Genomic DNA, 16,146 nt, shown 5'->3' on the forward strand with positions numbered 1-16,146 from the left:
CCCCCTTAGCTCAGTTGGTTAGAGCGACGGACTGTTAATCCGCAGGTCCCCCGTTCGAGTCGGGGAGGGGGAGCCAACACTACTATCCTTTTATATTGTTCCCCCTTAGCTCAGTTGGTTAGAGCGACGGACTGTTAATCCGCAGGTCCCCCGTTCGAGTCGGGGAGGGGGAGCCAATATTCAGATTCTCATAGACTTTTCCTAAACATTGCACTACCCTACTACAGTTAATTTTTTCCTTTAAAATCGCTGACTCAGCTAAATTAAATCATTAAAATTTTGCTTATTTTGCGATAATTGTTCCTCAATTTTTATACCAATCCACTGAACTAAGTGGTCTATTTTGAGGCAAGAAAACTTTGTTGGTAGCAAGGCAAAGATTTTGTTATTTAGTTGTTCTAAATCAGAAATCTTTAACGTAGCTAACATCAGGTTTAATCCCTCAAAATGACTAAGTGTTATTACGGATTGGTATTAAATTAGCCTGACGATAAAGAACCGTATTATCTTGGCTATAAGTATGCGCTCAAAAAATTTAGGCTAGCTTAATCGCGACTAGATTATTTGTAGTTTGGAATAAAACTAAAAAGAACTGAAAGACACAATAATGGCAGGCTTTAAAAAACTTATATTTGTGCAGTTGATCTCTTGGCTTCTGTTTTCACTTGTTGGCGTATTCTTCTTTGCGACCAGCTTTGATTCAGCAGTCTCAAAAGCACAGCAAAGTGCACAAGTAATGGTGACTCAGTATATAAAAGAAAAAACCATGGCAGAGGTCACCCCTCAGCATATTCGTCAAGCACTGGCGAATGGTAATGTGTTTTCAACCTTCATTGTTAGAGACTTTAATGGTGACACGGTTTTAAACGTTAATACCCACAGCCCATTACCTTTTATAGCTGAAATTATCGAATCGAATATTAATGCTATTCGCCCGCAATTTGCCGTGAATGTGACCAAAGACATTAAAATTGAATTCATTATTAATGCACAAAGCCAGGCGCAACTTCTACAGCAAGCTGTCATCATGATGTTTCTTATCACCGCCCTACTCGCATTTATCCCTGTCTTTTATATGAAAGCTATATATAAACGTCTAAATCGCAATGTCAGTATGACTGTTGCTGATGCGGTAGATATGTACATTACTCAAAACCAAGTTACAGACAGCATAGAAAATGACTTTAATGCAGGTAAGGTACAAGCACTGGGTGCAGAGCTTGCGCCTTCTTTTAATCGTTTAGCACATTTCTTAAAGAGTAAACAAGAAGACATTCAAAGTGCCGCACAAAGTATAAAGCAAGAAGCTTATAAAGATGTAGTTACCGGTCTGGGTAACCGCAATATGTTCGTGGAGTACTACGAGCAGCATATTGAATCAAGCAACAAAAAGTCATTTGGTACCCTTGCCATGATCCGTTGTAGTGAACTGCAAGTGATCAACCAAACTCGTGGTTACCAAAAAGGTGACGAGTATATTAAATCAGTATCAGAGATTATTACCCATGTTTGTGGTACCTACACAGGCGGACAAACATTCCGTTTAAATAGCTCTGACTTTGCGGTTATCTTGCCAAACATTCCGGCAAAAGAAGCCGAGCACTTTGGTGATACTTTACAAGCAAGATTCACTCAGTACCAACAGAATCAAGAGCTCAGCTCAGTGGCTAACACAGGTATTGTTCCATACGAAACTGGCAAACCATTGGGTGAGATATTATCTGTGGTCGACAATGCCATGAGCATGGCCCAGAGCAAGCAAGCGAATGCGTGGCACATTCAGCGTGAATCTGACCTTATTAATAATGTTGGTGCAGGTTTTGGCAATCAAAACTGGCGTAAAGTTATCCATGATGTGATCGAAGCAAAACGCGTCAGCTTAATGATGCAAAACATTATGCCGATTGGTAAAAATGTTAAAGCCTATGCCGAAATTCAAGCGCGCTTTAAAACTGAAGATAACCAAATGCTGCCAACAGCGTCTTTCTTGGCGATGGCAGAAAAACTTGAGATGGCCATCGAAATCGATAAATTGATCATAGATACGTCGCTTGAGCTCATAAAAACCCGTAACTTCACTGAAAAGTTCTTTGGTATCAATGTAACTGCGTCAAGCGCCCACTCAGATCAATTTGTGATCTGGTTAGAGCGTCGTCTGTTAAAAGATGCCAATATTGCTTCGAAACTGATTTTTGAAGTGAGCGAGTTTGGTTTACAGCAAAATATAAAAGCCAGTAAACGCTTTATCGATATGGTTCACCGCGTTGGTGCGCGTATCACCGTAGAACGTTTTGGTGTTGGTTTAACCTCATTTAAGTTCTTCAGAGATTTAAAACCTGACTTTATCAAGATGGATGCAAGTTATACCCGTGGTCTTGAGGAAGATAAAAATAACCAATACTTTATGCGTCTGATGGTCGACCTTGCTCACCGTATTGGTGTGAGTGTGTTTGCTGAGGGGGTCGAAAACCAAGAAGAAAAGCACGTCGTCGAAACTCTCTGCCTCGACGGTGTTCAGGGTTACTACATAGAGAAACCCAAAGAAATATAGCAACAAAAAACCACACTAAAAATAGGCCCTTTCAGGGCCTTTTTTGATTTCGCCGCGTATATCCGTAAATCTTTACAAAAATACCCATTTATCAAAACAATTCTGCCGTTTTTGTTGTGATATTCAGCGCCAAACTTGGTAAAATTAACAATCGCTAGGCACTCAATAAAAAGGCGTCAACGTTAGGGGCTATAATGACTGAATATATTCTGTTGCTGATTGGCACAGTATTAGTAAACAATTTCGTGTTAGTACAATTTTTAGGCTTATGCCCTTTCATGGGCGTGTCAGGTAAATTAGACACTGCCGTGGGTATGTCAATGGCCACCACTTTTGTACTAACGCTAGCCTCAGTAACGAGTTACCTTGTTAACGAGTATATCCTACAACCTCTCGAATTAGAGTTCTTACGCACCATGAGCTTCATACTCGTTATTGCTGTAGTGGTGCAATTTACAGAAATGGTGGTTAAGAAAACCAGCCCTACACTTTATCGTTTACTAGGTATTTTCTTACCGCTTATCACAACTAACTGTGCGGTATTAGGTGTTGCCCTACTTAATATTAAAAATGAGCATACCTTTATGAGTTCAGCCGTGTTCGGTTTTGGTGCCGCGGTCGGTTTTTCTATGGTGCTGGTTTTATTTGCTGCGCTACGTGAACGTCTTGCAGTTGCCGATGTACCAACGCCGTTCAAAGGTGCGTCAATCGCCATGATCACCGCCGGCTTAATGTCTCTTGCCTTTATGGGCTTTTCTGGATTAGTGAAGTTTTAACCATGACCTTGTTTTATGCACTTATTGCGCTAGGTTCACTGGCGCTGATTTTTGGCCTTATACTCGGTTACGCCGCAGTAAAATATCGTGTTGAAAGCAGCCCTGTTGTCGACCAAGTCGATGCTATTTTACCGCAAACACAATGTGGCCAATGTGGTTACCCTGGCTGCCGCCCTTACGCTGAAGCCATTGCCAATGGCGACGAAATTAATAAATGCCCACCAGGTGGTGATGCCACCATTAAAAAGTTAGCCGATTTAATGGGCGTTGAGCCTAAACCTTTAGCTGGCGGCGAAGAAGCTGAGCCTGTTAAAACTGTGGCATATATTCGTGAAGATGAATGTATCGGTTGTACTAAATGCATTCAAGCTTGTCCGGTTGACGCCATTGTCGGTGCAACTAGACAAATGCATACCGTATTAAAAGATGAATGTACCGGTTGTGACTTATGTGTTGAGCCTTGCCCGGTTGATTGTATTGATATGATCCCTGTTGCTGAAACTAAGCAAACATGGAAATGGCAGTTAAACGCCATTAACGTCACTCAGATTGATTAGAGGTTGCCGTGGAATCGTTATTTGAACAAATTGAACGTGGAGCACTGTGGCAATTTCCTGGTGGTATTCACCCACCAGAACAAAAAACATTGTCGAACCAACTGCCAATTCGCCAGTTACCCTTACCTGATAAGTTGGTTATTCCGTTAAAGCAGCATATTGGTGCCAATGGTCAACTGCTTGTCCATGTGGGCGATCATGTTTTAAAGGGCCAAGCACTTACAAAACCAGCTGGCAATTGGTCTTTACCTATCCATGCCGCTACTTCAGGCACCATCACCGCCATTGAGCATAGACCATCGGCACACCCGTCCGCTTTACCAGAGCCGAGCATCGTACTTGAGCCTGATGGTAAAGACACTTGGTGTGAGCTTGAACCTCTTGCTCAATACAAAGATATTTCAAAACAGCAACTGGTCGATAAAATTCATGATGCAGGCATTGCCGGTATGGGTGGCGCAGGCTTTCCAACCTATGTGAAAGCCAGCAGCCAAGCAGAAATTGACTTTTTTGTTGTCAATGGCGTTGAATGTGAACCTTATATCACAGCCGATGACATGTTAATGCGTGAACATGCCGAGCAAATCGTGCAAGGCATCGAGATCATGCAACACCTACTTGCTCCAAAATATGTTTTAGTTGGTATTGAAGATAATAAACCTGAGGCCATTGCTGCGATGCAGAAAGCCTCAGCACATAACGATAAAATCTTCGTTCGCTCAGTGCCAACCAAATACCCTTCTGGCGGTGAAAAACAACTGATCAAAGTACTGACTTCTCGCGAAGTGCCCAGTGCGGGCATTCCTGCAGATATTGGCGTATTAGTGCAAAACGTCGGTACTTTATTTGCGATAAGCGATGCTGTGCTTCGTGGCAAACCGCTCATTGAGCGTGTTGTTACTGTAACCGGTAACACCATCAAACAAGCACAAAATGTTTGGGCACTGATGGGCACTGAGATTAAGCACCTACTCGATAGCCAAAAGTTCGAACCTGTTACTGCACAGCGCGTTATCATGGGTGGACCAATGATGGGCTTCACCTTACCAACAGTGCGCATTCCTGTGGTCAAAACCACCAACTGTATTTTGGCACCTGACAACCAAGAGCTAGCCGAGCCAAGCGATGAAAAAGCTTGTATTCGCTGTAGTGCGTGTGCCGATGCTTGCCCGCAAACTTTGCTACCACAACAATTACAATGGTTTGCTAAGGGCAAAGAGTATCAAAAGCTTGAAGAATACAACCTGTTTGATTGTATTGAATGTGGTGCGTGTTCTTACGTGTGCCCGAGTGAAATTCCACTGGTGCAATATTACCGTGTTGCTAAAGCTGAGATCCGTGAACAAAAACTAGAACAGATCAAAGCTGAGCGCGCAAAAGAACGTTTCGAAGCCCGTAAAGAGCGTTTAGAGCGAGAGCAAGAAGAACGTCAAAACCGTCACAAACGTTCAGCTAGCCGCGCTACTCAATCAACACAAAGTAAAGAAAAAGTGGCTGAAGCACTTGAGCGTGTTAAGAATAAGAAAACACCAGAAAAGTCAGCTGTTGAAGCTGCAATTGCCCGCGCTAAGGCGAAAAAAGCAGCCGATGGGTCACTTGAGCCAGATAACAGTGCTGTTGCATTAGAGCGCGCTAAACGTAAAGAGCAAGCTCGCCAATATAAGGCAGAGAAAACCACTGACGACAGTACCGATAAGCCTAAAGATAATAAGGCTGCTGTAGCTGCTGCCATTGCACGTGCGAAAGCAAAAAAGGCCGCACAACAAGCCGATGCTGATGATGTAAATTCAAAACAACAAACAACTCAGACGGATACATCTACCGATCCGCGTAAAGCAGCTGTTGCCGCCGCCATCGCTCGTGCAAAAGCAAAGAAAGCAGCGCAAAGCGCAGAGCAAGATGAAGCGCCGGCAGAAACAGAAAGCACAGAAGATCCGCGTAAAGCAGCAGTTGCTGCCGCCATTGCCCGTGCAAAAGCAAAGAAAGCAGCTAAAGAAACAGAGCAAAGCGATGACTCAGTATCTGATAGCGAGTCAGAAGATCCACGTAAAGCCGCTGTTGCTGCCGCCATCGCCCGAGCAAAAGCGAAAAAAGCAGCGAAAGAAGCTGAGCAAAGCGATGATCCTGTAGCTGATAGCGAGTCAGAAGATCCGCGCAAAGCAGCTGTAGCAGCGGCCATCGCCCGAGCAAAAGCGAAAAAAGCAGCTAAAGAAGCTGAGCAAAGCGATGAAACTGTTGCTGATAGCGAGCCTGAAGATCCGCGCAAAGAAGCAGTAGCAGCCGCCATTGCCCGTGCAAAAGCGAAAAAGGCAGCTAAAGAGGCAGAGCTTGCGGCTAGCGAAGACAATGTCGAAGCTGATATTCAAACTGAGCAAGCCAAACAAAGCAGCGAGCCTGAAGATCCGCGTAAAGCGGCTGTTGCTGCAGCCATCGCCCGAGCTAAAGCGAAAAAGGCTGCAAAAGAAGCTGAACTAGCAGCTAGCGAAGAAAGTGATGAGACTGATACTCAAACTGAGCAAGCAGAACAAAGTAGCGAGCCAGAAGTTCCACGCAAGGCTGCAGTTGCGGCAGCCATCGCCCGAGCAAAAGCAAAGAAAGCAGCTAAAGAAGCACAATTAAAGCAAGAATCAGAAGAAGGAAATGAACCGTCATGAAATTAACCATGGCTTCATCGCCCCACAATCATAGCCATAAAGCACTGAATAAATTAATGATGACAGTGATCGCTGCGTGTGTGCCCGGGATCATCGCTCAGTGCTACTTTTTTGGCTCAGCTGTTTTAATTCAAATACTCATCGCACTCATTTCTGTCAGTGCATTTGAAGCAGCTATTATGAAGATCCGTAATAAAGCCATTTGGCCATCATTAAGCGATGGCTCTGCTTGGCTAACTGGTGTGTTGCTGGCAATCAGTATTCCGCCCCTCGCACCTTGGTGGGTCATCGTCATCGGCTGTCTTTTTGCCATCGTGATCGTGAAACAGCTTTATGGTGGTTTAGGCTTTAATTTATTCAACCCGGCTATGGCAGGTTATGTCTTATTGCTTATTTCATTCCCGGTGCAAATGACAGCTTGGTCGCCAGTTTCTGAACTATTAGTGACTCCTTTAAGTTTTATTGATCAACTTGCTTTAATTTTCACCCAAACCACAACGTCAGGTTTAACCCTAGAGCAAGTCAGAGCGGGTGTTGATGGTGTCACTATGGCAACACCACTCGATACAGTAAAAACAGCTGTTTCTCAGGGCTATACTGTCACTGAAGCGATGCAAAGCGCCATGTTTGCCGATTACGCCGGTAAAGGCTGGATGTGGGTTAACCTAGTTTATCTGGCCGGTGGTATTTTCTTACTTTGGCGCGGCATTATTAACTGGCATATCCCAGTCGCCTTCATTTTTGCATTGGCATTTTGTAGTGCAGTGGGTTATATCGTTGCCCCAGGTAGCCACGCAGGCCTTGTTTTCCACCTACTCAGTGGCGCAACTATGTTAGGGGCATTCTTCATTGCCACCGATCCGGTTTCTGCTTGTACCACAAATAGAGGCCGTTTAATCTTTGGTGCAGCCATTGGCGTACTTGTATATATCATTCGCACCTATGGCGGTTATCCAGATGCCGTAGCCTTCTCTGTGTTACTCATGAATATGGCAGTACCATTGATTGATCACTACAGTCGCCCGCGCACATTTGGTCATGGAGGTGCACAATGATAGCCAAGTCTATGTATAAAAATGGCGCCATATTGTGTGTTTTTGCATTGGCAACCACAGGCAGTGTAGCTGTGGTTCAGAGCCTGACTGAAACACGGATCGCAGAGCAAGAAAAAGCGCAATTGATGTCTTTACTGTCTCAAGTTATTCCAAATGAGCGTTACGACAACCAGCTCTATCTTGATTGCGTAGAAAGTGACGCGCCAGAGCTTGGCCCAGCAGGCCCGCACATTATCTATCGTGCAAGATTAAACGGTGAACCCGCGGCTTTACTTGTTCGTCATATCACTCCAAAAGGTTATAGCGGTAATATCGACATTTTAACTGCAGTTACAAAACGTGGCGAAATCACAGGTGTACGTGTTACCCGTCATGAAGAAACTCCCGGCCTTGGTGATAAGGTAGAGCTTTCTAGATCTGATTGGATCACCACATTTAATGGTATGCAAATCAACGATGCCGACGATGGCCGTTTCGCGGTTAAAAAAGATGGTGGCGAGTTTGACCAATTTACTGGCGCAACCATTACGCCTAGAGCAGTGACTGGCTCAGTGGGAGAAGCCGCTTGGTACGCAACAACACACTTTGATGCTTTATTTGCCAAAGACAACCTGTGCGCAGGAGAAACACAATGAGCGAATATAAAACCCTCATAAAAGATGGCATGTGGGCCAACAACCCAGCGATTGTTCAGCTACTTGGTCTATGCCCACTACTTGCTGTAACCAGCACCATTACCAATGCTATGGGCTTGGGGATCGCAACCCTACTGGTACTGGTTGGCTCGAATGTCACTGTGTCATTGGTACGTAATTTTGTACCAAAAGACATTCGCATTCCTGTATTTGTCATGATAATCGCCGCGTTTGTAACCATAGTACAGTTATTAATGAACGCTTATACCTTCGGCTTATATCAAGCTCTGGGGATCTTCATTCCATTAATCGTAACCAACTGCGCCATTATTGGTCGTGCCGAAGCCTACGCTTCTAAAAATACCCCGCTATTATCTGCATTTGATGGTGTCATGATGGGTCTTGGTTTTATGGTAGTGCTGGTGCTACTAGGCGCAATGCGAGAGTTAATTGGCCAAGGTACCTTGTTTGATGGTGCAAACTTACTATTAGGCGATTGGGCGACGGTTCTGCGTATTGAAGTTTTTCAATTTGATAACCAATTCTTAGTGGCTATTTTACCGCCCGGTGCCTTCTTAGGTTTGGGTTTATTAATTGCCGCTAAAAATGTCATTGATGCACAAATTAAAGCGAAAGCACAGCCTACGCAAGAAGCAGAAAAAGCGCCAAGAGCACGTGTTACTAGCTTAACTTAAACGGGTTACGAACAATGAACAAAACCAAAAGACTCGAGATCTTAACCCGTTTACGTGATGACAATCCAAACCCAGAAACGGAATTGGATTTCACCACTCCATTTGAGTTGCTTGTTGCTGTCACCTTGTCAGCACAAGCCACCGATGTGAGTGTGAATAAAGCAACAGCAAAACTATTTCCAAAAGCAAATACCCCTCAAGGTATTTTGGATATTGGCTTAGAATCACTCAGAGATCACATTAAAACCATTGGTTTATATAATTCTAAAGCCAATAACGTCTATAAGATGTGTCAGATCCTCATCGATAAACATGGCGGTGAAGTACCTGAAAACCGTGAAGCATTAGAAGCCCTACCAGGAGTGGGTCGCAAAACCGCAAATGTGGTTTTAAACTGCGCGTTTGGCTGGCCAACCATTGCAGTCGACACCCATATTTATCGCGTTTCAAATCGCACTAAATTTGCCATGGGTAAAGACGTGGTTGCCGTTGAAGAAAAGCTAGAAAAAGTGGTACCAAAAGAGTTTAAAGTCGATGTGCATCATTGGCTGATTTTACACGGCCGTTATGTGTGTGTTGCCCGCAAACCAAAATGCGGCTCATGTATTATTGAAGACTTATGTGAGTTTAAAGAAAAGACAGATTAAAACTAATTATGCTTTGAGCAAGGAACAGACGGTTTCAAGCCACTTCATGCACGTTGCAAAATGTGATCTTATGAATTATTTACCCTATAAATTTTTCCAAGAGACCTAAAAACAGCTGTTTGTGCAACTTTATGATGAAGTAATCAAGATAATTGGTGCTGTGAGTGAAACTAATTTTGTTCTAATCCCAGTTGAGTTTACGATAAATTCTTCATCGACATTCTTGGAATGTCTCTACTACACGTAAGATCTGTAAGTTAGCATACTCGGCAAAGAATTCATTAGGAAGTTATAAGTGATTTATATTATTAGAATTTATCAAGCATTGTTTATTTATCTATTATTAGATCGAGCTCAACTTACCTTAATTTATGGAACTGGTGAAGCTTCTATGCTCATAGCGTACTGCTTCTTTGTTGTCTTTTATTTTATTTTCGATGTAAAAAACAATTTATGGTGTGGCTTTACTGCACTTGCTTCACTATTCACTTACCAAGCCATTCCATACTTTATTTATGCTAGTTCATCATATGAACATACTGTCACCGGGCAGTTAATTCTACTTGGGTTAGTTGTTGGGTTCTACGGACCTGCGTTTGGCTTGGTTTTTAGCAAGATACGAAGAAATAAAAAGGGACAGGCATAAAATCTTGCAAAACTTAAGCTGTGGGCTAATGCATACAGTTTAAATTTGAGTTCATAAGTAAACGGGGTCATCCGTTGTAAAGTACGCGATTGATTTTCTACAGGATGATTTTAAGCGTAAAGTGGTAGCCAATAAACGGATGAGTAGAGCCATGGAGTTTAGCTCTACTCAAGAAAACGTTAAAAAAGCGCACACGACTTTTTAATGATAAGTTCTATGTATATCCCCTGAGCGATTTGCCTTATCACTGATCATTACTTTTCCTTGCTTCACGTCATAACTTGAAAAGGCATTAACCTTCATTTTTGTTAAGCTTTTCTCACTATTAATAGACACTTTATGTAAGTATTCACTCTCATCCTCTGCATTCATATAATAAAGGTGTTGGTTATCTATTTTGGCCCAGTAGAACTCATTAGGTAGAGTCAAAAGGGTCGGCTCAATTTGATGGTCTTTACTAGCGGTATTTAACCTCACTTGATACAAGCGGTGACTTCCTTGCTCAATGAGGTAAGCATTTCCCATTTGCGAATTATCAGATAAGCCATAAGCCCACTCCCCTTGTGGTAAATCGATGCGTTCTCCTGCTAGATTGCGAATATGCAGATTAGGTTTGGCATGTTTAACCGCTGTAATTGCAACCATATCATTTGAAAGCCAATCTACGGCGATCACAGGTACATCACTGGTAAAAATAGCTTTTTCATCTGAAAGAACATCGAGCGGTTGTTGAGACTTCAGCTTATGGAGTGGGAGCGCGAAGACATCGTTGTCGATGGCGAGTAAAACTTGTTTATCATCGGGTGAAATCGCCATATTACTCAGGGCATAAGATGACGTAAATTGGGTTAATATTTTTGATTGTGCTCGATGACTGTCTACAAAGTAGATCTGCATTACACCACTGCGATTTGAAGCAAATAAGTAATCATCACTTTGACGAAACAAGGCCGGGTATGAATCAAACACTGCCGAATTATGCAGCGAACGTGTTGCATCATCTGATAGTAACCTCAAATTATAGTCATCTTGCTCAGTGCTAAACAGCAGAGAATGCCCATCGGCTATGCGGTTTAATCGCTTAGAAAGTCGCTCTGAAACATTAACCACAACTCGACTGTTGTCACCATCAAAGTCACTTTGCATAATCTTCTGCATAGACGAAGACGAATAATAAAAGATTTGCTCGGAGTCATGTGCCCAAATGGCTTCATAAACAGGCCTATTAAATTGCTTGCCAGCTGTGACTTGGTGACTTATCAAGTTGAATGACAGCAGCTGAGTTTTATAATCACTCCCTGTGCTCATAACCAATAGCTTCTCGCCATCTGGTGACACATCTAAGTGGTGATATCCCCACCCTTTTGGTGCTGGTTGATTCAGTAGAACATGTTCATTTTTATCAAGGTCATAAGCATATATATGGTTAGGCCAAAAGTTTTCAGGCTGAGCAGTATAATAAATTACGTTTTTCTGGGCGTGATAAGCGATGTCTTTGACTCTTTTATCATGGCAGTTAAATAACATCGTTTCCTCAGCGACACTAAAACCCTCACCTTGCTGATAATTCAAGCGGGCTTGATAAACATCACACCGCCCCTGACCTTTGTCTAAATAAATAAATTCACTCCGTGTATCTTGCTCGGTAACAGCAATAATTTCGCTAATAGGATGAGGCAGTGATAGTCGATTTACAGACGCGGTATATATATTTTTCACCCATAGTTCAACATCATCAGACACATTACGTGCTCTTAAATAAAACAAGTGGTTTTGATCTGGGTGCATACGTGGAGAAAATTCTAGTCCCTGCTCTCTCGTTAATGCCACTGAATAAGCAAGCTTGTCATTGTCATTTTGCTTAAAAACAAGCCATACAGCAGTAAGTAAAAACAACCCCAAAAAGATAACTAGGAGCTGACGATATAGATTAAAGTTAGCCGCTTCATTTTCTTGACTATCATTAACCATTGACTCTGCATTAGCAGGCGAAATTTTATACTCAGAAATAGTGCAAATAAATCGGTAACCTCGCTTTGGCACCGTTTGTATATATTTTGGCTGTTTTGGGTCGTCATTAAGGGCTTTCCGCAGATTGCCAACTAACTTATTAATCGCATTATCTGTCACTAGGGTATTAGCCCATACCGTTTCGAGCAGCGTTTGCCTTGAAATTAACTGCTCTGGGTGGGTGATAAAAAACTCTAAAAGCGCAATGAGTTTGGGCTCGATTTCTACTTGCGTGTTTTGTGTTGTGAGCAAACGTTGTTGCTGACTGTCAAAAATAAAATCGCCAAACTTAAGCATAAACAATTGTAATCAATAGATAAAAATTAATATTTCAGCACTTTATCACAGTATCTAACAGGTACAAAAAACAAACTTCAGAACAATCATCGAGCAAAAACTGATTGCCTTGCGACGATTAATCCTCTTTTCATCCCTTTTTTTCCTGCAAATTTCATTACTTTCGAAGTTTTTCCGAGCAATTTAGACACCGGTTAATTAGTACAACTAAAGGAACTAAAATGAAGAAAGTTATCGTCTTTATATTTACTCTATGTTTTATATTTAATTTAAGTGCTTATGCATCCGAACGGGGCTCCACGATAGAAGATGGGATCTATTCCTCTATTTTATCTGAGCATCGCGGGCTATTAATTCACTTACCCAATGCTTATCACCTAAATAAGTCGCAAACCTACCCTGTTTTATATTTGACGGATGGGCTAAGAAACTTTAAACATGCGGCTGGTACTTTAGATCTATTGACTCAGTCTGATCATGCTAAAGAAATGATCATCGTCGCCATTAAAAATACGCACAGAACACGTGATTTCACGCCAACTTACGATGAAAGCTATAACCAGTGGGGGGTATCTGGTGGGGCTGATAATTTCTTGGACTTTATAGAAAAAGAGCTTATTCCTCATATCAATAAACGCTACCGTAGTAATGGCTTTAAGGTGTTATCAGGCCACTCGCTCGGTGGACTGCTCTCAATCTATGCATTACAAACACGACCTCAGTTATTCCAAGCCCATTTTGCTTTTAGCCCAAGCCTTTGGTGGCACAAAGGAAAAGTGCTAAAACAAGCTCACACTTTTTATAAACAAAAGAAAAACCTAAATAACTATTTATATTTAAACCTCGCTGATGAAACTGGCCATATGTTGAGCTCTTTTCAGCAATATCGTGAATTACTAGGTAATCAAACACGTCCAGGCTTCGATTATGATTTAGAGTTTATAAAAGAAGAAAATCATAGTACATCAGCAATGGTAGGACAGAACAGAGCCTATGTTGAGTTATTTGAACAATTCAAATGCTCTCCAGACTTTGCTGCGAAAGGATTAACAGGTATTGATGCTTGCTATGCTCAACTCTCTAAGCAATATGGGGTCAACTTAAAACCTGATTATCTAGCTTACAGATACGCTGCCGAAAAGGCTATTACAGACAAACGCTACGCCGATGCCATAAACATATACACACAACTTATCAGTACTTACCCTACTCGCACTGATGCCTATTTCAGACTTGCCTATTTGTATGAAGGTAAAGGAGAAAATACCCTAGCTATACAGACTTTAGACAAGGCACTCAAAGTCAGCCTGACTGAAAATGTTGAGAACAACAAGATTAAGACTTTCAGAGCCCATGTTATGGCTAAGCTGCCGGAACAAAAGTGCGAAACAGCAAAAATTTATGTGAAAAACGGCAAAACAAAATGCGCGCTGTAGACTATACCAACCCTCAATAATACTCAATCATTCTGAGGGACTAAAACTGACGCTAACTTCGTTGGAAATCTCTTATTTACGACTGCATGGATGCAGAAGGTAGAGCAATGCAGGAGCAATTGCCGAGAACAACTAAATAGCAAAATTTCCGCCTTGCCTACATGGAAGTAGGTACCTCAGCGATAGCAGGACGCGTAAGCGGCGTTCCCGACAAATTTTCCTTGCCTCAAAATAGATCGCTTAATTAAGAGGATTGGTATTTGAGGGAGCTTGCTCCCTCTAATTACTTTCATTGAATGACAAAAGACTGTATTTTATCGCACAAACTTTTCAATAAACTGATCAACTAAAGCTGCTTGCGCATTAAGCGATTCTTGCGTTTTAGACATAGTTGCAATGGTTTTATCTGAGCTTTGCATTGAGTCGTTGGCTAATTGCGAGATATGAACCGCATTATTATTTAGCTCATTTGATACACCCGACATTTGCTCTGTCGCCGTAGCAATTTGATAGTTCAAGCCTGAAATATCATTCACTATGGCATTGATACTTTCTAAACTCGCCTGCGCACCTTCGGCTTGGGTTACACAATCTGTTGATTTATTTACACCATTTTGAATTGCTTGCACTGCTCGCTCAGCTCTTGTCCGCAAATTAGCAATAATGTTATCGATTTCTTTGGTCGACTCTTGAGTGCGCTGGGCAAGTGCCCTTACCTCATCAGCCACCACTGCAAACCCTCTTCCCTGCTCTCCAGCTCTTGCGGCTTCAATCGCAGCATTAAGCGCTAATAAGTTAGTTTGCTCTGAGATCCCTCGGATCACATCTACCACACTGCCAATATTGACTGTCTGCGCATTCAAATCTTCTATATCAACCTGAGTTTGGGTCAATTCTTCTGCCAACGCATAGTTGTTTTTCATGTTTTCATTGACGGCTTCATTACCAATTTTTACTGACTCTAAAGCGGCCTCAGAGCGTTCAGCTGCATTATTGGTATTACTTGCAACTTCAGAAATGGTTGCTGACATTTCATTGATGGCGGTAGCTAATGCATCGGTTTGCATTTGCTGGCTATTCAATAATTCTGCACTATGGTTGCACTCTTTCACCGTTTCATTGGCTTGCTCAGTTACGGTTGAACTGGCGTCTTTTACTCGACCTAGCACCGCCCTCAGCTCCGATTCTCTCGCTAACAATGCTAACTCGATTGCTGCAATATCATTTACTTTCCCTAAGTAAATTTTTTGCATTAGTGGATTATCATAGACTTTTTTAGCTTGCTCACTTAACGCTCTAACAGGCGCCAACTTTCTATGAGTTACTGCGAGGACTGCTAATAACAAAACCGTCTCTAAGATATAGTTCCAAGGCGCTGGTAGCGACGTTAAAAACATAGTAATAACGTAGAATGAGACCACAATTGCCATCATCTGCGAAGATAAAGACCATGATGGTGCCGTTAGCTTTTCTGCAGAGCTACCAGAATTAAGCTTTTGATAAATATTCTCAGCCCGATTAACAACAGCTCTATCTGGTTTGGTTCTCACCGATTGATACTCAACGGTTTTACCTGAGGTATCTTTTATTGGTGTAACAAAGGCATTCACCCAGTAATGATCACCATTTTTACAGCGGTTTTTCACCATACCCATCCAAGACTGCCCACTGCCAATATAATCCCATAGATTTTTAAAAGCGGATTTAGGCATGCTCGGGTGGCGAACAATATTATGCGGTTTATTTTCTAGTTCATGCAGCTCAAATCCAGCGACTTCGCAAAATTGCTTATTCGCATATTTAATCTGGCCTTTGGTATTGGTTGTAGATAACAGATTGTAATGATTGGGGTAATCATACTCTCTGTTGGTCACTTGATTTCTTCCTTTAGTCATCGTCGTTCACACTTATTAAAAAAGATATGATAGTTTTTTCGTAGAAAATCGCGAAAGCCTTTTCGCTGCAAAAAATTGATCGAGATCAATTTGGAGTACTGAAGTAATAAAATATAGACGATCTAAGAATAGATAGATAATTTATTAAAATTTAATTCAGAGAAAAAAAGAGATGATTTAATAGGAGTTTTTTACAAATAAAGCAAGAAGAGTGGCGTCCCCTAGGGGATTCGAACCCCTGTTACCGCCGTGAAAGGGCGGTGTCCTAGGCCTCTAGACGAAGGGGACGCAG

General features: G+C 42.1%; 12 protein-coding genes and 2 tRNA genes. 11 read left to right on the forward strand and 3 right to left on the reverse strand.

The window, feature by feature from the left end:
- Positions 1-99 precede the first annotated feature (99 nt).
- The 10 genes from AC1HJP_RS20855 (at position 100) to AC1HJP_RS20900 (ending at position 10,216) form a co-directional block, all read left to right on the forward strand.
- A tRNA-Asn gene (locus AC1HJP_RS20855) sits at positions 100-176 on the forward strand.
- A gap of 431 nt (positions 177-607) precedes the next feature.
- On the forward strand, positions 608-2,551 hold the full coding sequence (locus tag AC1HJP_RS20860) for an EAL domain-containing protein (protein WP_480363422.1): 1,944 nt from the start codon (positions 608-610) through the stop codon (positions 2,549-2,551).
- A 194-nt stretch (positions 2,552-2,745) separates the two neighbouring features.
- The gene (gene rsxA / locus AC1HJP_RS20865) at positions 2,746-3,327 is read left to right on the forward strand and encodes an electron transport complex subunit RsxA (RefSeq protein WP_058030771.1); all 582 of its coding nucleotides are present in this window, start codon (positions 2,746-2,748) and stop codon (positions 3,325-3,327) included.
- A gap of 2 nt (positions 3,328-3,329) precedes the next feature.
- A complete protein-coding gene (rsxB, locus tag AC1HJP_RS20870) occupies positions 3,330-3,884 on the forward strand; it encodes an electron transport complex subunit RsxB (RefSeq protein WP_058030772.1) in 555 nt (184 codons plus the stop codon).
- An 8-nt stretch (positions 3,885-3,892) separates the two neighbouring features.
- Entirely contained in the window at positions 3,893-6,538 is a 2,646-nt protein-coding gene (gene rsxC, locus AC1HJP_RS20875; RefSeq protein WP_480363423.1) for an electron transport complex subunit RsxC, read from the forward strand.
- Positions 6,535-7,593 (forward strand): electron transport complex subunit RsxD, encoded by a 1,059-nt coding sequence (rsxD, locus tag AC1HJP_RS20880; RefSeq protein WP_480363424.1) that lies wholly within the window; start codon positions 6,535-6,537, stop codon positions 7,591-7,593. Before rsxC ends, rsxD begins: the two co-directional genes overlap by 4 nt.
- Positions 7,590-8,228, forward strand: a complete 639-nt coding sequence (gene rsxG / locus AC1HJP_RS20885) for an electron transport complex subunit RsxG (RefSeq protein ID WP_480363425.1) — start codon at positions 7,590-7,592, stop codon at positions 8,226-8,228. Before rsxD ends, rsxG begins: the two co-directional genes overlap by 4 nt.
- Positions 8,225-8,923: an electron transport complex subunit E gene (locus AC1HJP_RS20890; RefSeq protein ID WP_480363426.1), complete on the forward strand. Its 699-nt coding sequence runs from the start codon at positions 8,225-8,227 to the stop codon at positions 8,921-8,923. The genes rsxG and AC1HJP_RS20890 overlap by 4 nt, the downstream gene beginning before the upstream one ends.
- 14 nt (positions 8,924-8,937) lie before the next feature.
- A complete protein-coding gene (gene nth / locus AC1HJP_RS20895; RefSeq protein WP_058030777.1) occupies positions 8,938-9,570 on the forward strand; it encodes an endonuclease III in 633 nt (210 codons plus the stop codon).
- A gap of 295 nt (positions 9,571-9,865) precedes the next feature.
- Positions 9,866-10,216 (forward strand): hypothetical protein, encoded by a 351-nt coding sequence (locus AC1HJP_RS20900; protein WP_480363427.1) that lies wholly within the window; start codon positions 9,866-9,868, stop codon positions 10,214-10,216.
- A gap of 201 nt (positions 10,217-10,417) precedes the next feature.
- On the opposite strand, the gene AC1HJP_RS20905 is transcribed toward AC1HJP_RS20900, so the two are convergent.
- A complete protein-coding gene (locus AC1HJP_RS20905; RefSeq protein WP_480363428.1) occupies positions 10,418-12,523 on the reverse strand; it encodes a winged helix-turn-helix domain-containing protein in 2,106 nt (701 codons plus the stop codon).
- A 221-nt stretch (positions 12,524-12,744) separates the two neighbouring features.
- Between AC1HJP_RS20905 and AC1HJP_RS20910 the strand changes: the two genes are divergently transcribed.
- A complete protein-coding gene (locus AC1HJP_RS20910; protein ID WP_480363429.1) occupies positions 12,745-13,959 on the forward strand; it encodes an alpha/beta hydrolase-fold protein in 1,215 nt (404 codons plus the stop codon).
- A gap of 314 nt (positions 13,960-14,273) precedes the next feature.
- On the opposite strand, the gene AC1HJP_RS20915 is transcribed toward AC1HJP_RS20910, so the two are convergent.
- Together AC1HJP_RS20915 and AC1HJP_RS20920 are read right to left on the reverse strand one after the other, a co-directional pair.
- Complete coding sequence (locus AC1HJP_RS20915; protein WP_480363430.1) at positions 14,274-15,833, reverse strand: methyl-accepting chemotaxis protein; 1,560 nt, start codon at positions 15,831-15,833, stop codon at positions 14,274-14,276.
- Positions 15,834-16,066: 233 nt separating this feature from the next.
- Positions 16,067-16,142 (reverse strand) — tRNA-Glu (locus AC1HJP_RS20920).
- Between the last annotated feature and the right edge of the window lie 4 nt (positions 16,143-16,146).

The sequence above is a fragment of the Pseudoalteromonas sp. NFXS53 genome (assembly GCF_056629255.1).